The sequence below is a fragment of the Comamonas sp. Z1 genome (genome assembly GCF_008121555.1).
In the GTDB taxonomy this organism is placed as follows: Bacteria; Pseudomonadota; Gammaproteobacteria; order Burkholderiales; family Burkholderiaceae_C; genus Comamonas; species Comamonas thiooxydans.
In genome coordinates, this window is record NZ_VOQT01000006.1 from 84,329 (window position 1) to 106,655 (window position 22,327).

Sequence of the window (22,327 nt, forward strand, 5' to 3'; positions counted from 1 at the left end):
CACCCTCAGGCGCCTTGCAGCAATGCCTTGCGGGCCAGGACAAAGCCCTGTTGCGCGACCTCGTGCAGCGCATGGCGGCCTGCCTGCACGCGCTGCTGGCCGCGAACCCAGACATCGGCTATGGCCGAGGTGCGATGGCTTGCAAACACATGGGCTGCATGGCCGCTGTCGGCTGGCAGGCCGTTGAGGGCCACATGCCGGGCATCGAGCACCACGAAGTCGGCCTGCTGGCCCACGGCCAGACCGGAAATGGCGCGGCCGGATGCCTGGGCACCGCCGGCCACCGCCTGCAAGGTCATGGAGGTCGCCACCTGGGGCTGGGCACCGCCGCCGAGCACATTGCGCTGGCGCAGGTTCAGGCGCTGGCTGTATTCGAGCATCAGCAGCTCTTCGGCCGCGTTGACCGTGGCGTGGCTGTCCGAGCCAATGCCCCAGCGGCCGCCATGCCTGAGCCACACCGGCATATCGAAAATCCCATCACCAAGATTGGCTTCGGTGGTGGGACAGATGCCGGCCACGGCAGCGCTGCGAGCCGCGCCCGCATATTCCTCGGGCGTCATATGCGTGGCATGAACCAGGCACCAGCGCGCATCGACGGGCGCATGCTCGAGCAGCCATTGCACGGGGCGCTGGCCACTCCAGGCCAGGCAGTCGTCCACCTCCTGGGTCTGTTCGGCGATATGAATGTGCACCGGCGCCTTGGGCAGCATGGCGTGCAGGCCTGCGAGCGCGGCTTTCAGGCTGTCCGGCGGCACGGCGCGCAGCGAATGCGGAGCCAGGCCCAGGGCTGCCTGCTGCGCCCTGGTCACGGGCTCCAGCTGCTGCAGCAAGGAGAGCATGTTGTCCGTGCTGCGAATGAAGCGGGCCTGATCCCCACGAGGCGGCAGGCCCCCGAAGCCGCTGGTCTGATAGAGCACGGGCAGCAAGGTCATGCCTATGCCCGTCTTCTGCGCCGCACGCAGCAGCGCCAGGGACAGGCTGGCATCGTTGGCATAGGGCTTGCCGCCTACATCATGGTGCACATAGTGGAACTCGCAGACCGAGGTGTAACCTGCCTCCATCATCTCCAGGTACAGCCAGGTCGCAATCGCTTCCAGCGCCTCGGGTGTCATGCGGTTGGCAAAGCCGTACATCAGCTTGCGCCAGCTCCAGAAGCTGTCCTGCGCCTGGCCACGGAACTCGGTCAGACCGCCGAACGCACGCTGGAAGGCATGCGAGTGCAGATTGGGCATGCCTGGGATCACCGGGCCGGCGGCGCGGATGGCGGTATCGACCTCGCCGGCCTCGCCGCTTTGCGGATCCACATCGGTGAGCACCTCGGCCAGACGCCCGCCCTCATCCCAGCTGAGCAGGACATTGCGCGCCCATCCCGTGGGCAGTAAGGCGTCTTCGGCAAAAAGTGTGCCGCTGGAGGAGGAAGAGTGCATGATCATTTCGAAATGCCTGAAGGAGAGGAAACCAAACGCTGGCCACGGGCCGCAAGCGCCAGCGCAGCCACAGCCAGCAAGGCCAGCGCGGCGCTGACCTGGATGGCCTGGGTGTAGCCGCCAGTCTGGTCGAACACCCAGCCGGACGCGCTGGCGCCGACGACTGCCGCCAGCCCCACGCTGATGTAAAGAATGCCCAAAATGGCACCCAGCCGCAAGGTGCCGAACCACTGGGCGGCAAGGACGGGAAACAGGGCGATGCAGCCGCCATGCGCCGCGCCGAACAGCAGGGCAAACACGGCAAGCGCGGCCCAGCCATGGGCCTGCCACCACAGCAAGTGCAGCAGGGCCAGAAAAATGCTCAGACCCATAAGCAGACGCAGAGCTCCCAGCCTGTCGCCGAGACCGCCCAGCAGGGGCCGGCCCAGCACATTGCCAGCGCCTATCAGGGCGATCAGCCACTGGCTTGAAACGGCATCGATATCCAGGCCCTGGGCCATGGGAGCGATATGCACCAGGGCCGCAAACAGGCTCACCGAAGCCAGGAAAATGGCGAGGAAAAACCAGCCGAAGCTGCTGCTGCGCACGGCCTGGGACAGCTCCATGCCCTGCGCCTGGGCTGCAGCCTGGGCAGGGTGAGGATCGCCGTCGCAGCTCAGACCCAGCTGCGATGGCTGGCCGACCATGGACAGCGCGGCCGGCAGTCCCAGCAGCAAGATGGCCAGCGCAAACCACTGCATGGTGATCTGCCAGCTCTGCAACTCCAGCAGCCAGCCCGCAAACAGCGGCGCGGCGAAGGTGCCGACGCCGGTGCCGGCCGAGGCCAGGCCGGAGGCACGGCTGCGCAGCCGTATGAACCAGCGCTGCACGGCCACCAGGGCCGGTACGTAGATCAGGCCCACACCACCGCCCACGAACAGGCCGAAAACCACGAACAGCTGCGCCAGCGAGCGGGTCTGGCTGGCCAGCGCAAAGCCTGTGGCCAGCAGCAAGACCCCCGCACCGGTCACGCGGCGCAGGCCTATGCGGTCGGCCAGAGGGCCGGCAACAGCGCCCACGCAGTAGTACAGCAAAGCCGTCACGGCAAACAGCGAGCCCACCGAGAAACGGCCCGCATCGAACTGCGTCTGGATGCTCTTGAAAAAAGCGCCAAAGGAATAAGCTGCGCCGAAGGCCAGGGCGAGCAGGCCATGGGCCGCCGCCACAATCGTCCAGCCCCGGAACAGCTTCATGGCTCAGGCCTCGAGTGCGGCCAGCAAGGCCTGTACAAAACGCGCGTTGTCGCCTTCGGTGCCTATGGACACGCGCAGGAAATGCTCGAAGCCCGGCTCCTTCCAGGGTTTGACGATCACGCCCTGCCTGAGCAGCGCTTCGGTCACCGGGCCATTGGGACGGCCGAGGTCGAGAAACAGGAAGTTGGCCACCGAAGGCGCAATGCGCAGGCCTTGCAGCGGCCGGCCCGGCCCTGCCAGCGCCAGCAGCTGTCTGCGCAGATCTTCGCGCAGCGCCACCGTGGTCGCCACACCGCTGCGCATGTGCGCGGGATCGTTCCAGGCGGCCAGCGCTGCGCGCTGGGCCGCCATGTTCACGTTGAAGGGCGAGCGCACCTTGTCCATCAGGCCCACCAGCTCGGCGCTGTCGGCCATGCCGTAGCCCACGCGCAGACCGGCCAGGCCCCAGGCCTTGGAGAAGGTGCGCAGCACGATCCAGGGCCCGACACGCGCCTCCAGCATGGCCAGCACATCGGGGTAGTCATCGTCATGCAGCGCGTATTCGTAATAGGCCTCATCCACCACCAGCACGGTGTTGGCGGGCGTGGCCTCCAGCACCTGCGCAAACTGCGCCGCATCCATCATGCAGCCCACGGGGTTGGACGGGTTGGGCAGGAAGGCGATCTTGGGGGCCTTGGCCACGGCAGCGCACCAGGCGCCCAGATCGAAGCCCAGCTCCTCGTTGAGGTCGAGGAGCTCGACCTCCGCGCCCATCATCTTTGGATAGATTTCGTGCAGGCCGAACACGGGACGCTGTGTCACCACCAGATCGCCGGGAGCGAGAAAGACCTCGCAGAGAATCTTGATCAGGTCTTCCGAGCCGTCGCCGAAGACCAGGCGCCCGGCGGGCAGCCCCGTGCGCTCGGCAATGGCTTCGCGCAAGGCCGTGCAGTTGGCATCGGGATAGTTACCCACATCGTTGGCCACCTCGGCAATCGCCCGGCGCACCGAGGCGCTGGCACCGAAGGGATTTTCATTGCTGGCCAGTCGCGCGATATCGGTCACGCCATAGCGCGCCCGCACCGCTTCGTTGGACAGGCCGGCGTTGTACGCGGGCAGCGGGCGCACCTGGGCCCGGGCCAGCGAGGCCACCAGGGAATTCGTCATAGATCAAACACCTTTCCGGGATTCATCAGGCCCAGGGGATCGAGGGCCAGCTTGATGGCCCGCATCGCCGCCAGCTCTGCGGGCGTGCGGCTGTTGCTCAGATACGGCTTTTTGTGCAGACCTATGCCGTGCTCCGCGGAGACGCTGCCCTGCATCTCGCCCACGATGCGGTAGAGAAGCTCCTCCACCTGCTCGCATTCGCCGTTGACGGTCTTGCCATCCACCGAGACATGGAGATTGCCGTCGCCCACATGACCGAAGTACAGCGCCTGGTGCGCAGGCCAGCGCGCGGCAAAAGCCTGCATGCAGGCTTCGGCAAAGCGGCCGATGTCGGCCTGGGGCAGGCTCACGTCGAAGTTGATCGCGGGATGCATATTGTTGTTGAGCTCGGCCGGGGCCTCGCGCAGCTTCCACAGCTGCTGCACCTGGGCGACCGACTGGGCCACGATGGCATCGAGCACCTCGCCGGCTTCCATGGCTTCCTCAAGCACCTGCTGCAGATCGCCCTGCAGCTGCGCCTCGTCCTTGCCATCCACATTGATCAGGGCCAGCAAGGGGTAGCGCTGCTCAAAAGGCGCAGCGAGCTTGAGCCAGGCCATGGAGGCCTGCACAAAGCTGTCCCACATCAGCTCGTAGGCCGCGACGCTGTTGCCGAAGCGCGACTGCATGCGCTTGAGCACGGCCAGCGCCGAGTCGAAATCGGGCATGGCCACCAGCGTCGTGGCCGTGGCCTGGGGCGCGGGGCGCAGGCGCAGCAGCACGCGCGTGATGATGCCCAGCGTGCCTTCGGCACCGATGAAGAACTGCTTGAGGTCATAACCCGTGTTGTTCTTGATCATGGGGCGCAGCATGGGCAGCACCGTGCCGTCGGCCAGCACCACTTCCAGGCCCAGCACCTGCTCGCGCATCATGCCGTGCTGCAGCACGCCGTTGCCGCCCGCATTGGTGGAGACGTTGCCGCCGATCTGGCAGCTGCCGCGAGCACCGAGATCCACACCGAACACCATGCCGACATCGACGGCCGCCTCCTGCACGGCTTGCAGGGTGGCGCCGGCCTGCACCTGCATCAGCCCGGCCTTGGCATCGATGTCCTCGATGCGGTTCATGCGATCCAGCGACAGCGCGACAGCGCCCTCCGTAGGGACCGCGGCACCGGCCAGCCCGGTCAGCCCGCCCTGCGGAACCACCGCAACCCTGTGGGCGCTGCACAGACGCATGACCGCGCTGACTTCCTCCGTGGTCCGTGGGCGCACCAGCGCCAGCGGCTGCTGGGGGGGCGTGCCGCTCCAGTCGGTGCGGCTACGCTCGGGCGTGTCCGTGCCGCGCAGCGCGACATCGGCGCCCAGGGTGGAAATCAGTTCATTGAGAAATTGTTCGTGAGACATCAGCAACCTTTCGCGCTCCCCGCTTTCAGGCTTTGGCTTGCTGCGCAATCAGGCCCTGGCGCACCACCGTACAGTCAGGCTTGCTGCCGAACCAGTAGGCCAGTTCGGCAGCCTGCTTCACGGGCCAGAGCACGAAGTTGGCGGGACGGCCCACGGCAATCAGGCCTTGCTCGTCCTGCAGACCCAGAGCCTGCGCGGCATGCCGGGTGATGCCCGCCAGAGCCTCGGGAACCGTCAGACGGAACAGCGTGCAAGCCATATTGGCCATGAGCAGCAAGCTCAAGCACGGGGAGGTACCCGGATTGTGATCGGTAGAAACGGCCATGGGGACCTTGGCGGCCCTTAATTCCTCAATCGGCGGCACTTTGGTGTCGCGCAGCGTATAGAAGGCTCCGGGCAGTAGCACGGCCACGGTACCGGCCTTCTTCATCTCGTCAATGCCGTGTTCGGACAAGTGCTCGATATGGTCGCAGGACAGCGCGCCATAGCGGGCCGCGAGGGCTGCACCCTCCATATTCGACAGCTGCTCGGCATGCAGCTTGACGGGCAGGCCCAAGGCCTTGGCCACCCGAAAGACCTGCTCGGTCTCGGCCAGCGAGAAGGCGATGCGCTCGCAGAACACGTCGACGGCATCGATCAGGCCTTCGGCGGCCAGCGCCGGCAGCATGACCTGACAGACCAGATCCGTGTATTCCTGGCTGCGGCCCGCGTACTCAGGCGGCAGCGCATGGGCCCCTAAAAAGGTGGTGCGCACGGTCACGGCACACAACTCGCCCAGGCGCCGTGCGGCGCGCAGCTGCTTGCGCTCGTGTTCCAGGGCCAGGCCGTAGCCCGACTTGATCTCTATGGCCGTCACGCCTTCGGCCAGCAACTGCTCGAGACGCGGCAGCGCCAGCGCCACCAGCTCGTCCTCCGACGCTTCGCGCGTGGCCCTGACGCTGGAGACGATGCCTCCGCCGGCCCTAGCCACTTCCTCGTAGCTGGCCCCGGCCAGGCGCATGGCGAACTCGTTGGCACGCTCGCCGCCATAGACCAGGTGGGTGTGGCAGTCGATCAGGCCCGGCGTGGCCAGGCGCCCTGCGCCATCATGCCGGGGCAGCGCCTGGTATTCGGCGGGCATGGCATCCTGCGGGCCCACCCAGACCATGCGGCCTTGTTGCACCACGAGACAGGCCAGCGTGCCCTCGGGAATATCCGCCACTTCGGAGACATACAGCTCCGGCGCCAGACGCAGGTTGTACCAGCAGCCGTCGGCAGAGACTGCGGGATGGGAAATAACTTGCGTCATGGCGATGCTCCTAGTGTTCGATTACGGCAATTCAAACCATGAAACTACTGATTTCATAGCTTCATGCGCTTGCCACTCCTGATTTTTCATATCAATACGCATTGAAACGTCCAATTCAAGGGTGCAAGCTGCTCGTGTTTTAGCTGTGCGGCGTCAGGCTGACCAGGATCAGCCTGGCCTGCTCGTCCTGCGCCAACAGCGGCTCGGCCTGGGGGCTGGTCCACCAGAGGCCTTGACCGGCTTGCAGTATCCGCCCGTCGGCCCATTTCCAGCCCCCCTCCAGCACCATGCAAAGCCCTGCGGCGCTCAGCCCCGCCTCGGCCCGGCCGCCGAGCTGCTCCAGACTGGCCGACCACTGTCCGCGCCGGGTCATGACATTGAAGTCGCTGGACGGCCCGCCCAGCAGATCGCAATCCAGCGCCATATCGCCCGAAAAGGCGAATGGCTGCCAGCGCTCGGTCAATGCATGCTCGAGCCCGGCATGGGCGCTGTGCAACCGTACCCCGTCGCCATCGAGCAGCATGATCTGGCGGTCTATGCCCGGAAATGCAGAAAACGGGCCGGCCTGGGCAATCGTGGCCACGCTCACGCGCCAGCCAAAGCTGTCCATGCCCGCACCCTGCGGCCAGCAGGCAATCTCGCGCGTGCTGCCGCCCCCGTTCTTCCACGGGCTGGGCGCAATCTGGTTCAGGTCAAAGCGTTGCATCGATCAAAAGCACAAAAAATTAAAACAAAACGCCGCGCTAGAACCGGCGTGCCCCAGCGCGGAAGTACCGAGCAGGGGCCGCAGCCGTCTGGCAAGCAATGATGCGTGTCAAGGCTTGTCCAGGAAGCCCAGCGCCGCCAGGCTCATGGCCTTCACGCCGGTCTTGATGGAAGGCTCCGGCAGCGGCGCGAACTGCGGCGAGTGGTTGAACACCAGCGGCTTGCCACCGGGGCGCTGCGAGGCGGCCACTTCCTGCGGGTCGGTGACGCCGACCAGGAAGAACATCGAGGGCACGCCCTCGGCGCCGTATTCGGCGAAGTCTTCGCTGGTGGTCAGCGGCGGCGTGCGCGTCACGTTGTCGGCCCCCAATGCGGCCTTCAGCACCGACTCGACCTTCGCCACGACGGCCGGGTTATTGACGGTGGCGGAGCTGGTGTCCGGCAGCGCGATATCGGGCTCCGGCGCGCCAGCCGCTGCGGCCGAGGCAAGCGCGACACGGCGCACGCCGTCGAGCAGTTGTGCCCGCACCGCCGGTGCGTAGCTGCGGATCGTGCCGCGCAGCACCACCCGGTCGGGGATGATGTTGCCCGAGCTGCCTGCCTGCATCGCGCCGATGGTGACGACGCCGAACTCCATCGGGTCCTTGTCACGGCTGACGACCGACTGCACGTCGACGATGAAGCGCGCGGCAATCATCACCGGATCGAGCGCCTTGTGTGGCGCCGAGCCGTGGCCGCCACGGCCCTTGAAGGTGATCTGCACCTCGTTGGCAGCCGAGGTCATCGGCCCCACCGCATAGCTGACGGTGCCGATGGGGCGCGGGTCGGTGTGCAGCGCCAGCGCCACGTCGGGCTTGGGAAAGCGGGTGAACAGGCCGTCGGCCAGCATGGCACGCGCACCGGCGCCGGTTTCTTCCGCGGGCTGGGCAACCAGCATGAGCGTGCCGCGCCACTGCGACTTCAGAGCCGACAGCGTGCGCGCCACGCCGACCCACGCCGCCATGTGAACGTCGTGGCCGCAGCTATGCGCTACGAAGGTCTCGCGGCCGTTCCAGGTGGTCTTGGTGCGGCTGGCATAGGGCAGGCCGGTCTTTTCCTCCATAGGCAGCGCGTCCATGTCGGTACGGACCATCACCGTGGGGCCCGTGCCGTTGCGCAGCAGGGCCACCACGCCGGTCTTGCCGACCTGCTCCGTCACCTCGAAACCTAGGCCGCGCAGTTCCTTCGCCAGCCGGGCGGCGGTTCGGGTCTCGGCAAAGCCCAGTTCGGGGTGGGCGTGCAGATCCTTGTACAGCGTATCCAGCTGCGGGTACATCTGGCCCAGCAGGCGATCGATCGCGGCGGGCTCCTGCGCGGCCGCCCAGCCGGGCACCAGCAGCGCCGCAGCCAGGGCAACGCCGCGCAGCAATGCGGGAGCACGGAGGCTTCTCCGTTGAGTCATGTGCGCGGCGGCCATGGCGCTTACTTCACCATGGGCAGCTTCAGGCCCTGCTTGCGTGCGGTCTCGATGGCCAGCTCGTAGCCTGCGTCCGCATGGCGCATCACGCCCGAGCCGCAGTCGTTGACCAGCACGCGCGCCAGCCGCGCGGCAGCTTCATCGGTACCGTCGGCCACGATGACCATGCCGGAGTGCTGCGAGTAGCCCATGCCCACGCCGCCGCCGTGGTGCAGACTGACCCAGGTGGCGCCGCCGGCAGTGTTGAGCAGGGCGTTGAGCAGCGGCCAGTCGGAGACGGCATCCGTGCCGTCCTTCATGGCTTCGGTCTCACGGTTGGGGCTGGCCACGGAGCCGGTATCCAGGTGGTCGCGGCCGATGACGATGGGGGCCTTGAGTTCGCCGTTCTTGACCATTTCATTGAAGGCCAGGGCCGCCTTGTGGCGCTCGCCCAGACCCAGCCAGCAGATACGTGCGGGCAGGCCCTGGAAGGCGATGCGCTCGCGCGCCATGTCCAGCCAGCGGTGGGTGTGCTTGTTCTCGGGGAACAGTTCCTTGATCTTGGCGTCGGTCTTGTAGATGTCCTCGGGGTCGCCCGACAGCGCCACCCAGCGGAACGGGCCCTTGCCCTCGCAAAACAGCGGACGGATGTAGGCGGGCACGAAACCGGGGAAGTCGAAGGCGTTCTTCACACCCTCGTCGAAGGCCACCTGGCGGATGTTGTTGCCGTAGTCCACCGTGGGGATGCCCATGGCCTGGAAGTCCAGCATGGCCTGCACGTGCACGGCGCAGCCCTGGGCCGCGGCCTTGGTCAGCTTGGCGTGCTGGCTGGGGTCGGCAGCGGCTGCTTCCCACTGTGCCACGGTCCAGCCCACGGGCAGGTAGCCGTTGATCAGGTCGTGGGCCGAGGTCTGGTCGGTCACGATGTCGGGCTTGGGGCCGCCGGCCTTGGCGCGCTTGACCAGCTCGGGCAGGATTTCAGCGGCATTGCCCAGCAGCGCGATGGAGACCGCCTCACCCTTTTCGGTGTGATGCTTGATCAGGGCCAGCGCGTCGTCGACGTCCTTGGCCTGCTTGTCCACATAGCGGGTGCGCAGACGGAAGTCGATGCTGGACTGCTTGCATTCGATGTTCAGCGAGCAGGCGCCGGCCAGCGTGGCGGCCAGGGGCTGGGCGCCGCCCATGCCGCCCAGGCCGGCCGTGAGAATCCACTTGCCGGTCAGGTCGTTGTTGTAGTGCTGGCGACCGGCTTCGACAAAGGTCTCGAAAGTGCCCTGCACGATGCCCTGGCTGCCGATGTAAATCCAGCTGCCGGCCGTCATCTGGCCGTACATGAACAGGCCCTTGCGGTCCAGCTCGTTGAACTTCTCCCAGGTGGCCCACTTGGGCACCAGGTTGGAGTTGGCGATCAGCACGCGGGGCGCGCCCGGATGGGTCTTGAACACGCCCACAGGCTTGCCCGACTGGACCAGCAGGGACTCGTCCTCATTGAGTTCCTTGAGGGAAGCCAGGATCTGGTCGTAGCACTCCCAGTTGCGGGCGGCGCGGCCGATGCCGCCGTAGACCACCAGGGCTTGCGGGTTCTCGGCGACCTCGGGGTCGAGGTTGTTCTGGATCATGCGGTAGGCCGCTTCGGTCAGCCAGTTCTTGCAGCTGAGCTGGTTGCCGCGAGGGGCGCGGATGACGCGGGTGGGGTCGATGCGCGAATCGTTAGGGGTAGTCATGGCTGCTCCTTTGACAGTAATGGAGAGAATATGGAAAAGGCGTTACGGCTCGGCTCGGAAGCGGGTTGCCTCGGCGTAGAAGTCGGGCTCGACGGCTGGGGCCGGGCTGCACTTGGGATAGATCATGGCCGCAGGCACCTTCATGGACCGCTTGGCCAGTGGGTAGTACACCAGCGATGTCACCAGGAGGCTGACGATCCAGGAGATGTCGGCACCGCCCAGCATGGAGGCGAGCGGACCCTTGTACAGCGCCTGGTTCAGGAACGGGATCTGCACCAGGATGCCCAGCACATAGCAACCCAGCGCCATGAAGTTGTAGCTGCCATAACGGCCCTGGGGGTCGTATAGCGCGGGAATGTCGACCCGCTCCTTGGACACCAGGTAGTAGTCCACCAGATTCACCGCGCTCCATGGCACGAAGACGGCGAGCAGCAGCAGCACGAAGTTCTTGAAGTTGTTCAGGAAATCGGCGCTGGCCAGCAAGGCCACCACCAGCGACAGCAGCACGAAGCCGACGATGTAGGCGATGCGCGCGACGGGCGAGATCTGCGTCTTGTTGTTGAAGCCGCTGACCGTGGTCAGGATGGTCATGAAGCCGCCGTAGGCATTGAGGCAGTTCACCGTGAGCTTGCCCGAGACGATCACCAGGTAGATCACGATGGCGGCCGGGCCGGCCAGGTCACCGATGAAGCCGACCTGGTTCTTCAGGAACTGGCCCCCCAGCGCGGCGACCAGCACGCCCAGCGTCATGGCGATCTGCGCGCCGATCACGCTGCCCATGAAGGTCGTGGTGAAAGCCCGCGACGTAGGCGTGTTGGACGGCAGGTAGCGCGAGTAGTCGGCGACGTAGGGCGCGAAGGTCATCTGCCAGCCGGCCGACAGCGCGATGGTGAGCAGGAAGCTCGCCCAGGTGAAGGGCTTCTGGCCGAAGGCGCTGGCCACGTCGTACTGCATGCCCAGGCGCACGGCCAGGTAGGCAAAGCCCAGCAGCCCGATCACCGTGGCCACGCGGCCGAGCACGTGGATGAGGCGATAGCCCACCACGGCCACGATGGCGGTCAGCGTGCCGAAGATGATCATGCCGGTCTGCGGGGCCGAGAAATCGAACATGCGGTTGATGGCCTGGCCCGAGAGAACCGTGCCCGTGGCCGCGAAGCCCAGGTACATGAGGATCACCAGCAGCAGCGGCAGGGCCGCGCCCTTGACGCCGAACTGCACGCGGCTGGAAATCATCTGGGGCAGGCCCAGGCGCGGGCCCTGGGCCGAGTGCAGGGCCATGACGATGCCGCCGAGGATGTTGCCGATCAGCAGACCGATGATGGCCGTCATGGCCTCCGCGCCGAACACGATGGCCAGCGCTCCGTCGACAATGGCCGTGATCTGGCAATTGGCTCCGAACCAGAGGGTGAACTGGCTGGAGGGCGAGCCATGGCGCTCGCTCTCCGGAACCATGTCTATGGTTCTGGTCTCGATGGCGCCAGAGGAACCCAGCGTGGCTGTATCAATACTCATGAATTGCTCCGTCAATCCCTCTGGATGTCTCTTATATGTCCGAACAACTTTCATTTATTTCCGCGAAGTTGTATAGACGAATTTTGTGATTTACTCCCACCCACGTCAATCATCTAGACAGCTTTTCTGATCCACACAAACCCTATGTCGCGAACCGATACCACCGCCGCCGTACCTGCGTTCCAGCGCATCAAAGACCATGTGCTGCAGCAGATTCAAAGTGGCGTATGGCAGGAAGGCCAGGCCATTCCCAGCGAGGCCGCCCTGGTCAAGCAGTTCAATGTGGCGCGCATGACCGTCAACCGCGCGCTGCGCGAGCTCAGCGACGAAAAGACACTGACGCGCGTCCAGGGCTCGGGCACTTTCGTGGCCCAGCAGAAGTACCAGGCCACCCTGGTCGAGCTGCGCAATATCGCCGACGAAATTGGTGCGCGCGGCCACCGGCACCGGGGGGAGCTGCAGCGGCTCGAGCGCTGCAAGGTCGATGCCGCCCTGCTGCGCCAGTTCGAGCTGAGCACCGCCACCCATCTGTTTCACTCCGTGGTCGTGCACTTCGAGAACGATGTCCCCATCCAGGTCGAAGACCGCTATGTGAATCCGGCCGTGGCTCCCGACTATCTGAGCCAGGACTTTGCAAGCCAGACGCCCAATGCCTATCTGGTGCGCGTGGCTCCGCTGCAGGGCGTGAATTTCTCCATCGAAGCGAGCATGCCCACGGCCGAGGTGGCGGAGCTTTTGCGCATGGAGGTCACCGAACCCTGTCTGGTATTGCGCCGCAGAACCCGCTCCCAGGGCCAGGTGGCCTCGGTTTCGGCCCTGTGGCACCCGGCTTCGCGCTACCAGTTCGCGGGAAGTTTTTGATCCCCCTGAGCGGCTGCGCCGCTTTCCCCCAAGGGGACAGCGCCCTCGCTGCGAGGCGGCGCGGCCGGCTGAGGCTCTTGCTCGGAACCCCTGGCCTGGGGCACCGGCGATTTTTGCGGTGTGGGTTGTAGGCAGCAGTTTCAGCGCTCCGTGCTCGGCAGAATGCTCTGCAGCACCTCGGGCCAGGCGGTTTCCAGCGCCCACAGACGCATGATTTCGATATCGGGGGCCAGATAGCGGTCCTTGTCCAGGTAAGGCACCTGGCTGCGGATCAACGCGTACTGCTCCTCGATCAGCGGCGAGCTCTTGAGCCGGCGGTCGAAATCCATGCCCTGGACCGCGGCCATGGCCTCCACGCCCACGATCACCGCCGTGTTTCTGGCCATGTCGGCCAGGCGACGCGCGCCATAGGTGGCCATGGAGACATGGTCTTCCTGGTTGGCCGAGGTGGGCAGGCTGGTCACGCTGCTGGGATGGGCCAGGCACTGGTTCTCGGCAGCCAGGGCAGCCGCCGTGACCTGGGCGATCATGAAGCCCGAGTTGACGCCGCTGTCCTCGATCAGAAAGGCCGGCAGGCGCGACAGTCCGGTGTCCAGCAGCAAGGCCATGCGACGCTCGGAGATGGCGCCGATTTCAGCGATCGCCAAGGCCATGATGTCGGCGGCGAAAGCCACGGGTTCGGCATGAAAGTTACCGCCCGAAATCACGTCGCCGTTGTCGAACACCAGCGGATTGTCCGAGGCGGCATTGGCTTCGATGACCAGCACGCGCGCAGCATGGCTGAGATTGTCCAGGCAGGCGCCCATGACCTGCGGCACGCAGCGGATGGAATAGGGGTCCTGCACGCGCCCGCAATTGGGGTGCGAGGGGTCGATGGCACTGCCGTCCAGCAGCGAGCGCACGGCAGCCGCCACGGCGATCTGTCCATGCTGGCCGCGTGCCGCGTGGATGCGCGCATCGAAGGGCTTGATGGAACCCTGTATGGCTTCCAGCGTCAGGCAACCGGCCACCAGGCCTGCGGCCAGCACGCTTTCGGCCTGGAACAGACCCGCCAGCGCCAGCGAGGTGGAGACCTGGGTTCCATTGAGCAGCGCCAACCCTTCCTTGGGGCCGAGCACAAAGGGCTCCAGGCCGATATGCTGCATGGCCTCACGGCCGGAAACGAGCTTGCCACCCACCTTGGCCTGCCCCTCGCCGATCAGCACACAGGCCAGGTGCGACAGCGGCGCCAGATCGCCCGAAGCGCCCACCGAACCCTTGGAGGGAATCACGGGCAGGACATCGGCATTGGCCAGCGCCAGCAGCGCGTCCACCAGCGCCGTGCGGGCTCCCGAATGCCCGCGGGCCAGACTCACGGCCTTGGTGGCCAGCACCAGGCGCACCACATGATCCGGCAGCGGCTCGCCCGTGCCCACGCTGTGCGAAAGCACCAGATTGCGCTGCAGCTCGGCCAGGCGCTCATGCGCGATCTTGGTCGAAGCCAGCTTGCCGAAACCGGTGTTGATCCCGTAGACCACCTGGTCTTCATCGACGATGTGCTGCACATGGGCCTCGGCCTTGCGCATGGCCGCATAGGCGGCCTGCGCCATGCTGAGCTGCACGCCGCCGTCCTGAATGCGGCGCAGCTGAGCCAGCGTGAGCTCGCCGGGATGCAGTTCCAGTTCGGAGTTCGAGAGCTCTTGGGTGGTGGTAGTGTTCATGGCTATACCTGTCTATACAGTCAAGAGAAACAAAAACGTACTGAGGGATTCAAGGGCCTGGCCGGGATCAGCCGCCGTGCACTGAATCGGTTCGGAAACGGCTACCGAGTCGGTAGCGCATGCCCGGATGCACGCAATGCACCCAGGTGATAGGGACGCCGCGCAGCCAGGTACGGCGCGTGAGCATCAGGCAAGGCTGGTCGAGAGCCATCTGCAACAGCCGGGCCTGCTCGGCCGTCGGCAAGATCGCATCGACCACATGCTCGATCTGGTCGTACTGCACATTGCGCACCAGATAGACCGAGGGTTGCACGGCAGAGAAATCCTGGTCCATGAAGTCGGGGACCAGACGGGGGTTCACATAGCGGTCTTCGATCTGAACCGGCAGCTCGTTTTCGAAGTGCACGCCATGCAGATGAAAGACCGAAGCGCCGACCGCGAGATCCAGCGCCGCAGCGACTTCGGGCGAGGCGGACTCGCGGCGCATATCGAGCAGCTCGAAGCGATGGTCATGCCCACGCTGGGTGATCTCTTCACCGATATTGGCGATGCGCAGCAGGGTCGATTGCGGCTTTTCCTCGGCCACGAAGGAGCCGACACCCGCCACGCGCACGATCACGCCCTGCTCTGCCAGTTCGCGCAGCGCACGGTTCACCGTCATGCGCGCCACGCCGAACTCGTTGACCAGCTCCTGCTCGGAAGGCACGCGCGCACCGGCCGCCAGCGAACCGTCGCCGATCTTGCGCAGCACATGGTCCTTGACCTGCTGGTACAACGCGAGTGGCATCTGGGCTGCAGGAGCCGTTTTGCGCTGGGCAGGATCTCGGACATTCATGATGCAGGCCTCAGTGAGCAGCCGCAGCCAGTGACTCGGCGCGAATCTCTTCCGTCAACCGGGCCTTGAGCTCCATGAACTCGGGCGAGGTCTTGACGGTGTAGTGGCGCGGGTGCGGCAGATGGACCGGAATGTCTGCCTTGATGCGACCCGGACGCGCGCTGAACACGGCCACGCGATTGGCCATGAAGATGGCTTCATCGATATCGTGGGTCACGAACATCACCGTCTTGCGCTCGGCCTCCCAGATGCCCAGCAGCAATTCCTGCATCAGAACCCGGGTCTGGTTGTCCAGCGCACCGAAGGGCTCGTCCATGAGCAGGATCTTGGGGTCGTTGGCCAGCGCACGCGCGATCGCCGTGCGTTGCTGCATGCCTCCAGACAGCTGCTTGGGGTAGTGATTCTCGAACCCGCGCAAACCCACCTTGGCAATGAAATAGTCGCTACGCTCTTTCTGGGTGGCTTCGCTCGCGCCTTTCTCGCGCAGTCCGAAGCGGATGTTCTGCGCCACGGTCAGCCAGGGGAACAAGGTGTAGCTTTGAAACACCATGCCGCGGTCGGCGCCGGGCTCCTGCACCAGTTTCCCGTCCAACAGCACCTGCCCTGTCGTCGGAAAATCCAGGCCCGCAACAATGCGCAGCATTGTCGATTTGCCGCAGCCGGAGGGCCCGAGAATGGTCACGAAATCGTTCTCGCGGACCTCGAAATCCACCGGCAAAAGAGCCTGGGTGCTGACGCCTTTGTGGCTGGTGAAGGTGCGCGAAACGCCTTGAATGGACAGCTGGTTCATCACAGGGAACTCCATTCGAACATGCGACGGTTGACGGTTTTGAAGATGAAATCCGACACCAGACCGATGAGCCCGATGATGATGATGCCGAAGATGATCTGTCCGGTGTTGAGCAGCGCCTGGCTGTCGGTGATCATGTGCCCGATGCCCGAGGACGAGCCGATCAGCTCTGCGACGATCACGTAGGTCCAGGCCCAGCCCAGCACCAGGCGCAGGGTTTCCGCGATGCCCGGTGCGGCACCGGGAATCAGCACCCGCTTGACGATGCCGGTATTGCTGGCGCCCAGTGTGTAGGCGGCCTCCACCAGGTCCTTGCGCGCACCGCCCACGGTCACGGCCACCATGAGGGTGATCTGGAACACGGAGCCGATGAAGATGACCAACAGCTTCTGGGCTTCGCCCACGCCGGCCCAGAGAATCAGCAGCGGGATGAAAGCCGAGGCGGGCAGGTAGCGGCAGAACGAGACAAAGGGCTCGAAGAACGCCTCCACAGGCTTCCAGGCCCCCATGGCAATGCCCAGCGGCACGGCTACGACGCTGGCCAGGATGAAGCCCCCCATGACGCGCCATACAGTCATGCCGATGTCATGGTGAAAGTCGAACTCCGTGAACAGCAAAATGCCTTCGCGCAGCATCGTCAGCGGGCTGGCGAGAAAGGTCGGCGAGACCAGTCCGCCAAAGGTGACGGCCGACCAGATCAGCAGGAACAGCACGAAGAAGCCCGTGCCCAGCAGCCATTTGGCCTTGGGGCTGACGGGCTCCAAAGGGGCCATATAGCGCCGGCGAGCCGGCCTCACGGAAGGCGATGCCACCTGAACCGATGCGGGTGATGCAGACTTGATAGAAGGTGATACCGCTTCCATTTGCAACCTCTTTGCGCTTACTTGATGAAGCTGGCGTCGTACATGACGCCGTAGTTCTCAGGAATGCTGCGGATCACGCCAGCTTCCTTGAGGATGGCGGCAGACTCCTTCATGAAAGGCAGCAGATCGCTGGCAAAGAACTTCTGGTTGGCCTCCTTGTCCGACCATTTCAGAAAGGCTGCCGACTTGCCGAACTGCTCGCCGCTTTGCTTGACGGCCGCGCCCATGATTTCGTAGCTCTTTTCCTTGTCGGAATTGATCATGGCGATGGCATCGAAATAGGACTGGGTCAGCGCCTTGGCGGCTGCCGTGTTGGCCTTGAGCCACTTGGGATCGCAGCCCACGGTATCCATCACCATCGGGTAGTCGATGGTGGTGGCCAGAATCTTGCCGGCGCTGGGGTTGGCACGCACCGTGGACAGATAGGGCTCATAGGTCATGGCCGCATCGTTCTGACCGGAGACAAAGGCCTGTGCCGCAGGCTGAGGCTCCAGCGACACGGTCTTGATGTCCTTCATGGTCATGCCGTTCTTGTTCAGCATCCAGGCCAGCCCGAAGTAGGGAGCCGTACCCGGCGCGCTGACGGCGACGGTCTTGCCTTTCAGATCGGCAAAGTTCTTGACGTCGTTGCGCACGGCAATGCCGTCCGCGCCATAGGACTTGTCCATCTGGAAGATCTGCACGATCGGCACACCATTGGTGTTCCAGGCCACATGCGTCTCCACGGTGGTGGCGGCGCATTGCACGGCCCCCGAGGCCAGCGCCAGATGCCGGTCCTTCTGGGGAATCATCTTGATTTCGACATTGAGGCCGTTTTTCTTGAAGATCCCGGCCTTGTCCGCGAGCGTCAGCGGCGCGAAGCCTGTCCATCCCGACATGCCCAGGACGATCTTGGTCTCCTGAGCCGCTGCATGTTGTGCAGCAGACACTAGAACGGTTGCGGCTAATGCCAGTTGCCAGATTGGAACGCGACGTGTCGATTTCATGGGACTCTCCTCGGTCGATGCCAGAGCAGTTCGGTTGTTGATGCGGACTTCAAGCCTTGCACGACAGTGCAGACAGCGAAGTTTGCGATTGCTGATTGAACATGTATATACAGGCTTACCCGAGCGCCATAGTTGCCGCATTTCCCAGCTGTATAGACATGAGTCAACAATCCACAAGAGCAAGCTATGTGCCAACTCGCTCGCCCACAGACCGCCACCGCCGGCTCCTGGGGTCGCGCACCAAAACAGCACCCGCGTTGCGCTAGTCGGGTGCAATCACGCTTTTTGCCACGGTCAGAAATGGTGCAATCAGCGCCGAGGCATTGCTCCTGGGCACCGACAGCACCACGGCCTGCTTGGCGACGCGGCCCTTGATTCTTTTGCAGACCAGCCGCTTGCCGTCGTGGGTTCGGTCGACCACCGGCCGCGTGGTCAGAACGCTGACGCCATGCCCGTTGGCGACCATGGAACGCACCAGTTCTATCGACGCCAGTTCATAGTTCACCGTGGGAACCACGCCCGCCTCCCGAAACAGCGAGAGAAAGTACTCTCGGCTCTGAGGCAGGTTGATCAGCAGCAACGGCGACTGGGCCAGCTCCGCCAGGCTCACGCTGGGCGCCGCAGACAGGGCGTGCCTGGCAGGCAGCAAGGCATAGGGCGGCAACGCGGCAACCGGGTGCATGGTCAACAAAGGGCGAGCCAGGCCCAGGTCATATTGCAGTGCGGCATGGATCTCCCCTCGCTCCACTTGCCGCGTCAGGGAGGCGATGTCCCCTTCGATCAGCTCGATGTCGATGGACGGGTGGCGCTTTTGCATCTGGGTGAGCAGTTGCGGAATCCACAGCGCGCCCAGCGTGCTCAGAAAGCCCAGCCTCAGCGTGCCGGAAACCGCCTGCTTGCGTGGCTCCTGAAGCAGTTGCGCAGCCTCCAGAAGACTCAGGGCCTCCCGGCTTCTGGCCAGTCCTGCCGCGGTCAGGTCCAGCCCGACGGCATGTTTGCGCACAAAAAGCTTCTCGCCCCATTGGGCCTCCAGGTCGGCAATCGCCTTGGAGATGGAGGGCTGTGAAACATTGATGGCCAGCGCCGCCTTGGCCGTGCTGCCGTGGCGTGCGGCGGCGACAAAATATTCGAGCTGGCGCAGATTTATCTGAATCAATTTTTTGAATCCAGTGAATGGGAAATGAATATTTTCCATTGATTCATGTTTTGGGCAGCATGCAGGCATCGCTTCAGATCAACAGCAGGACTCCCATGCTTGCATCAACCGAAAAAACTGCCTCCCGTCCGCTGGACGGCATCCGCATCCTGGACTTCACCCGGGTTCTGGCGGGCCCCATGTCCACGGCCTTGCTGGCCGATCTGGGCGCGGAAGTCGTGAAGGTGGAGCCGCCTCAGGGCGACGACTACCGCGCCATCGGCCCCATGAAGAACGAGCAAAGCGCCTTGTTCACAGTCATGAATCGCAACAAGCAAAGCCTGGTGCTGGACCTCAAGCATGCGGATGCGGTCGCCGTGGTGCATGAGCTCGCCCGGCAGGTCGATGTGGTGGTCGAGAACTTCAGGCCGGGCGTGGCCGAGCGCCTTGGCATCGGCCCCGAAACGCTGCGCGCCCTCAATCCCCGGCTGGTGTATGTCAGCGTCTCCGGCTTCGGCCAGACCGGCCCGCTGGCCCACCGCCCGGCCTACGACATCATTGTTCAGGCCATGAGCGGCCTGATGGAGGCCACGGGCGAGCCTCAAGGCGCGCCCACCCTGGTCGGCGAGGCGGTCAGCGATGTGGTTGCCGGCCTGTTTGCCTCCTGGGCGACACTGGCGGCCCTGTTGCAGGCGCAGAGAACCGGAGTCGGCCAGCATGTCGATGTCGCCATGTTCGACACCACGCTGAGCTTTCTGGCGACATCGATGTCGCGCTATCTGTTCACCGGCCAGCCTGCCCGGCGTGTGGGCAACCGACATCCGCTCTCGGCGCCGTTTGGCGTCTACAGGGCACGTGACGGCCATTACGCTCTGGCCGTGCTCAACAAGAAGCTGTTCGACGCCACCGCTGCCGCGATGGACCTGCCCGAGCTGGCCAGCGATCCGCGTTTTGCCAGCGATGAAACCCGCTCGGCCAACGAGCCCGCATTGCGCGCCGCGCTGGAGGGCTGGAGCACGCAGCACGATGTGGCCGATGTGGTGGCGCGGCTCGAAGCGGCAGGCGTTCCCGCAGCCCCCATCTGGAACATAGAGCAGGCCCTGAACTCCGAGCAGATCCGCTCGCGTGGCCTGCTCTGCGAGGTCGAGGACGAACGCCTTCCGGGCCTTCAGCTGCCGACACAGCCCGTGCATTTCAACGGCGCTCTGCCCAATCGGGCGCAACGCGCACCGGCCCTGGGCGAGCACACGGAGCTGCTGCTGCAAAGCTGGCTGGGCCGCAGCACGGACGCCATTGCCGCCTTGCGCGAAGCAGGCGCTTTGGGTTGATTTTGATTGACAGAAAACAAGGAGAGACCGCCATGTCATTGATTCGTCTGGGCGCGACCGAAGAAGATCAGGCCGTTGCCGATGCCGTTGCACGCTTTGCCGAGGAAACCCTGGCCCCCGTGGCCCAGGCCATGGACGAGGAAGCCTTTTCCGCCACGCGCCATGTGCCCGGCCTGTCCGCACTGGGCGTGATGGGCATGAATCTGCCGGAACGCTTTGGCGGACCGGGCGTCACCCCCACCGCCATGCTGATGTCGCTGGTCGCCATCTCGCGCGCCTGCGCCGCGACCTCGTCCATGATCGGTGCTCACTACCTGGGCACGGATGCCGTTCTCATCGGCGGTGACGAGGCGCAGCGCGAGCAATGGCTGCCGCGCTGCGCCAGTGGGGAATGGCTGGCGGCCTTTGCGCTGACCGAGCCGCGCGGCGGCTCCCACCCTGCAGACATGCGTACCCGGGCCGTGCGCGACGGCGACGACTATCTGATCACGGGCGTCAAGCACTTCATCTCGAATGCGGCGGAGGCCCGCTTCATGGTGGTGTTCGCCAAGACCGATGCGGAGGCTGCGGCACGCGGGGTCAGCGCCTTCATCGTGCCGCGCGATCTGCCCGGCATACAGATTTCGTCGCCCGAGAAGCTCATGGGCATTCGCGGCGGCCATGCTTTTGAAGTTTCGCTGGACAGCGTGCGTGTCCCGGCGGCCAATCGCCTCGGCGCCGAGGGCAGCGGCTTCAAGACTGCTATGAAGGTGCTGGACAACAGCCGCCTGGACGTGGCTGCGACCTCTCTGGGCATTGCCGAGGCCGCACTCAAGGCAGCGGCCGACTGGGCCAACCAGCGTCTGGTGGGCGGCGAACCGATAGCCAACAAGCAGGGCATACAGTTCAAGCTCGCCGACATGAAGCTGCGCCTGGAAGCCGCCTGGGCGCTGACCATGCAGGCCCTGGCACTGCGCCAGCAGGGCCAGCCCTTCACCCAGCAGTCGGCCATGGCCAAGCTGTTCGCCTCGGAAATGGTGGGCTTCGTGACCGACGAGGCGCTGCAGATTCATGGCGGCTACGGCTATACCCGGGAAATGCCCCTGGAGCGCTATGTGCGCGATGCCCGCATCCTGCGCATCTACGAAGGATCTTCCGAGATTCAGCGCACCATCATTGCACGCTCCGTATTGAACGCTTAGAAGGCGCAGCGGCACCCGGCCGGATTTGCTGGTGTAATCCACTCCATGGACAAACACTCTTCCATGTCGCTGCACGGGAAAATTCTCACCGAGATTGAACAGAACATTCTCAGTGGCCGCTGGCCGCCCGGCTATCGCATCCCGTCGGAGATGGAGCTGACCGTCCATTACCAATGCTCGCGCATGACGGTGAGCAAGGTGCTCAACAAGCTGGCAGAAGCCGGTCTGCTGGTGCGCAAGCGCAAGGCGGGAAGCTTTGTGACGCGCCCGCAAACCAGCTCTGCCGTGCTGGAGATTCCCGATCTGCGCCAGGTGGTGCTGGGCATGGGCCAGGAGTATTCGAGCAGGCTGCTCGGCCGCACGCAGCGGCGCAGCACGCGCGAGGACATGGAGGCCATGCGCATGGCCCGGCCTGCCTCCATCGTCCATGTGCTGTGCCTGCACATGGCGGGATCGCGTCCGTTCTGCATCGAAGACCGCCTGATCAATCTCGAATCCGTGCCGGACGCCGAGCACGAGCCTTTCACCGAGCACAGTCCCAGCTCATGGATGGTCAACCACGTGCCCTGGAGCTCGGCCGAACACCGCATTCGTGCCGAAGCGGCCAGCGAGGAAACCGCCGGCTTGCTGGAGATCAAGCCCGGCTTTCCCTGTCTGGTGATCGACCGCCGTACCTGGACCGGGCAGTTGCCCATCACCTTTGTGCGCCTGACCTATCCCGCCGATCTCTACGAGCTGGATGCGCATTTTTCACCCTCCACCATAGGGCAGGCTGGCTGATTGCGCATAACCCG

General features: G+C 64.8%; 19 protein-coding genes. 4 read left to right on the top strand and 15 right to left on the bottom strand.

Annotated features, from left to right (window positions below; genetic code table 11):
• Window positions 1–5: 5 nt before the first annotated feature.
• From FSY45_RS13195 to FSY45_RS13235, 9 genes are all read right to left on the bottom strand, one after another.
• Window positions 6–1,433: a formimidoylglutamate deiminase gene (locus tag FSY45_RS13195; RefSeq protein WP_046461145.1), complete on the bottom strand. Its 1,428-nt coding sequence runs from the start codon at window positions 1,431–1,433 to the stop codon at window positions 6–8.
• Window positions 1,430–2,659: an MFS transporter gene (locus FSY45_RS13200; protein ID WP_046461144.1), complete on the bottom strand. Its 1,230-nt coding sequence runs from the start codon at window positions 2,657–2,659 to the stop codon at window positions 1,430–1,432. Before FSY45_RS13200 ends, FSY45_RS13195 begins: the two co-directional genes overlap by 4 nt.
• 3 nt (window positions 2,660–2,662) lie before the next feature.
• Window positions 2,663–3,805: a histidinol-phosphate transaminase gene (locus FSY45_RS13205; RefSeq protein ID WP_003070563.1), complete on the bottom strand. Its 1,143-nt coding sequence runs from the start codon at window positions 3,803–3,805 to the stop codon at window positions 2,663–2,665.
• Window positions 3,802–5,190: an FAD-binding oxidoreductase gene (locus FSY45_RS13210; RefSeq protein ID WP_046461198.1), complete on the bottom strand. Its 1,389-nt coding sequence runs from the start codon at window positions 5,188–5,190 to the stop codon at window positions 3,802–3,804. The genes FSY45_RS13205 and FSY45_RS13210 overlap by 4 nt, the downstream gene beginning before the upstream one ends.
• Window positions 5,191–5,215: 25 nt before the next feature.
• A complete protein-coding gene (hutI, locus tag FSY45_RS13215) occupies window positions 5,216–6,478 on the bottom strand; it encodes an imidazolonepropionase (RefSeq protein WP_046461143.1) in 1,263 nt (420 codons plus the stop codon).
• A 139-nt stretch (window positions 6,479–6,617) separates the two neighbouring features.
• A complete protein-coding gene (locus tag FSY45_RS13220; RefSeq protein ID WP_046461142.1) occupies window positions 6,618–7,184 on the bottom strand; it encodes a HutD family protein in 567 nt (188 codons plus the stop codon).
• A 108-nt stretch (window positions 7,185–7,292) separates the two neighbouring features.
• Window positions 7,293–8,624: an amidohydrolase gene (locus FSY45_RS13225; RefSeq protein WP_046461197.1), complete on the bottom strand. Its 1,332-nt coding sequence runs from the start codon at window positions 8,622–8,624 to the stop codon at window positions 7,293–7,295.
• A 20-nt stretch (window positions 8,625–8,644) separates the two neighbouring features.
• Entirely contained in the window at window positions 8,645–10,342 is a 1,698-nt protein-coding gene (gene hutU / locus FSY45_RS13230; protein ID WP_003069512.1) for a urocanate hydratase, read from the bottom strand.
• A 42-nt stretch (window positions 10,343–10,384) separates the two neighbouring features.
• Window positions 10,385–11,854, bottom strand: a complete 1,470-nt coding sequence (locus tag FSY45_RS13235; protein WP_045839262.1) for a cytosine permease — start codon at window positions 11,852–11,854, stop codon at window positions 10,385–10,387.
• Window positions 11,855–11,998: 144 nt separating this feature from the next.
• On the opposite strand from FSY45_RS13235, the gene hutC (FSY45_RS13240) reads away from it, so the two are divergent.
• Window positions 11,999–12,715: a histidine utilization repressor gene (gene hutC, locus FSY45_RS13240; RefSeq protein ID WP_012836657.1), complete on the top strand. Its 717-nt coding sequence runs from the start codon at window positions 11,999–12,001 to the stop codon at window positions 12,713–12,715.
• A gap of 140 nt (window positions 12,716–12,855) precedes the next feature.
• Here hutC (FSY45_RS13240) and hutH read toward each other — a convergent pair whose 3' ends face one another.
• From hutH to FSY45_RS13270, 6 genes are all read right to left on the bottom strand, one after another.
• Window positions 12,856–14,415, bottom strand: coding sequence for a histidine ammonia-lyase (hutH, locus tag FSY45_RS13245; RefSeq protein ID WP_046461141.1), 1,560 nt, complete (start codon window positions 14,413–14,415; stop codon window positions 12,856–12,858).
• Window positions 14,416–14,482: 67 nt separating this feature from the next.
• Window positions 14,483–15,250 carry a histidine utilization repressor gene (gene hutC, locus FSY45_RS13250; protein ID WP_003069519.1) on the bottom strand — a complete coding sequence of 256 codons (768 nt, stop codon included), beginning with the start codon at window positions 15,248–15,250 and terminating at the stop codon, window positions 14,483–14,485.
• A 10-nt stretch (window positions 15,251–15,260) separates the two neighbouring features.
• Window positions 15,261–16,040 (bottom strand): ABC transporter ATP-binding protein, encoded by a 780-nt coding sequence (locus FSY45_RS13255; RefSeq protein ID WP_003069521.1) that lies wholly within the window; start codon window positions 16,038–16,040, stop codon window positions 15,261–15,263.
• Window positions 16,040–16,903: an ABC transporter permease gene (locus FSY45_RS13260; RefSeq protein ID WP_034351359.1), complete on the bottom strand. Its 864-nt coding sequence runs from the start codon at window positions 16,901–16,903 to the stop codon at window positions 16,040–16,042. The genes FSY45_RS13255 and FSY45_RS13260 overlap by 1 nt, the downstream gene beginning before the upstream one ends.
• Before the next feature lie 17 nt (window positions 16,904–16,920).
• Window positions 16,921–17,889, bottom strand: a complete 969-nt coding sequence (locus FSY45_RS13265) for an ABC transporter substrate-binding protein (RefSeq protein ID WP_034363122.1) — start codon at window positions 17,887–17,889, stop codon at window positions 16,921–16,923.
• 262 nt (window positions 17,890–18,151) lie between these two features.
• Window positions 18,152–19,084, bottom strand: a complete 933-nt coding sequence (locus FSY45_RS13270) for a LysR substrate-binding domain-containing protein (protein ID WP_080944432.1) — start codon at window positions 19,082–19,084, stop codon at window positions 18,152–18,154.
• Here FSY45_RS13270 and FSY45_RS13275 point away from each other — a divergent pair.
• From FSY45_RS13275 to hutC (FSY45_RS13285), 3 genes are read left to right on the top strand one after another with little or no spacing between them, the layout of a single operon-like run.
• Window positions 19,063–20,352 carry a CaiB/BaiF CoA-transferase family protein gene (locus FSY45_RS13275; protein WP_187427556.1) on the top strand — a complete coding sequence of 430 codons (1,290 nt, stop codon included), beginning with the start codon at window positions 19,063–19,065 and terminating at the stop codon, window positions 20,350–20,352. The two genes, FSY45_RS13270 and FSY45_RS13275, sit on opposite strands and share 22 nt — an antisense overlap.
• 32 nt (window positions 20,353–20,384) lie before the next feature.
• On the top strand, window positions 20,385–21,533 hold the full coding sequence (locus FSY45_RS13280) for an acyl-CoA dehydrogenase family protein (RefSeq protein WP_003069530.1): 1,149 nt from the start codon (window positions 20,385–20,387) through the stop codon (window positions 21,531–21,533).
• Between the two features lie 45 nt (window positions 21,534–21,578).
• Window positions 21,579–22,313 carry a histidine utilization repressor gene (gene hutC / locus FSY45_RS13285; RefSeq protein WP_223305653.1) on the top strand — a complete coding sequence of 245 codons (735 nt, stop codon included), beginning with the start codon at window positions 21,579–21,581 and terminating at the stop codon, window positions 22,311–22,313.
• Window positions 22,314–22,327 lie beyond the last annotated feature (14 nt).

Bases quoted from the DNA above. Each gene is read 5' to 3' on its own strand.
- hutC (WP_003069519.1), bottom strand. From the start codon at position 15,250: ATGAATGTCCGAGATCCTGCCCAGCGCAAAACGGCTCCTGCAGCCCAG.
- FSY45_RS13210 (WP_046461198.1), bottom strand. From the start codon at position 5,190: ATGTCTCACGAACAATTTCTCAATGAACTGATTTCCACCCTGGGCGCC.
- hutI (WP_046461143.1), bottom strand. From the start codon at position 6,478: ATGACGCAAGTTATTTCCCATCCCGCAGTCTCTGCCGACGGCTGCTGG.
- FSY45_RS13225 (WP_046461197.1), bottom strand. From the start codon at position 8,624: ATGACTCAACGGAGAAGCCTCCGTGCTCCCGCATTGCTGCGCGGCGTT.
- FSY45_RS13195 (WP_046461145.1), bottom strand. From the start codon at position 1,433: ATGATCATGCACTCTTCCTCCTCCAGCGGCACACTTTTTGCCGAAGAC.
- FSY45_RS13200 (WP_046461144.1), bottom strand. From the start codon at position 2,659: ATGAAGCTGTTCCGGGGCTGGACGATTGTGGCGGCGGCCCATGGCCTG.
- FSY45_RS13220 (WP_046461142.1), bottom strand. From the start codon at position 7,184: ATGCAACGCTTTGACCTGAACCAGATTGCGCCCAGCCCGTGGAAGAAC.
- hutC (WP_012836657.1), top strand. From the start codon at position 11,999: ATGTCGCGAACCGATACCACCGCCGCCGTACCTGCGTTCCAGCGCATC.
- hutC (WP_223305653.1), top strand. From the start codon at position 21,579: ATGGACAAACACTCTTCCATGTCGCTGCACGGGAAAATTCTCACCGAG.
- hutU (WP_003069512.1), bottom strand. From the start codon at position 10,342: ATGACTACCCCTAACGATTCGCGCATCGACCCCACCCGCGTCATCCGC.
- FSY45_RS13205 (WP_003070563.1), bottom strand. From the start codon at position 3,805: ATGACGAATTCCCTGGTGGCCTCGCTGGCCCGGGCCCAGGTGCGCCCG.
- FSY45_RS13270 (WP_080944432.1), bottom strand. From the start codon at position 19,084: ATGGAAAATATTCATTTCCCATTCACTGGATTCAAAAAATTGATTCAG.
- FSY45_RS13280 (WP_003069530.1), top strand. From the start codon at position 20,385: ATGTCATTGATTCGTCTGGGCGCGACCGAAGAAGATCAGGCCGTTGCC.
- FSY45_RS13255 (WP_003069521.1), bottom strand. From the start codon at position 16,040: ATGAACCAGCTGTCCATTCAAGGCGTTTCGCGCACCTTCACCAGCCAC.
- hutH (WP_046461141.1), bottom strand. From the start codon at position 14,415: ATGAACACTACCACCACCCAAGAGCTCTCGAACTCCGAACTGGAACTG.
- FSY45_RS13275 (WP_187427556.1), top strand. From the start codon at position 19,063: ATGGGAAATGAATATTTTCCATTGATTCATGTTTTGGGCAGCATGCAG.
- FSY45_RS13265 (WP_034363122.1), bottom strand. From the start codon at position 17,889: ATGAAATCGACACGTCGCGTTCCAATCTGGCAACTGGCATTAGCCGCA.
- FSY45_RS13260 (WP_034351359.1), bottom strand. From the start codon at position 16,903: ATGGAAGCGGTATCACCTTCTATCAAGTCTGCATCACCCGCATCGGTT.
- FSY45_RS13235 (WP_045839262.1), bottom strand. From the start codon at position 11,854: ATGAGTATTGATACAGCCACGCTGGGTTCCTCTGGCGCCATCGAGACC.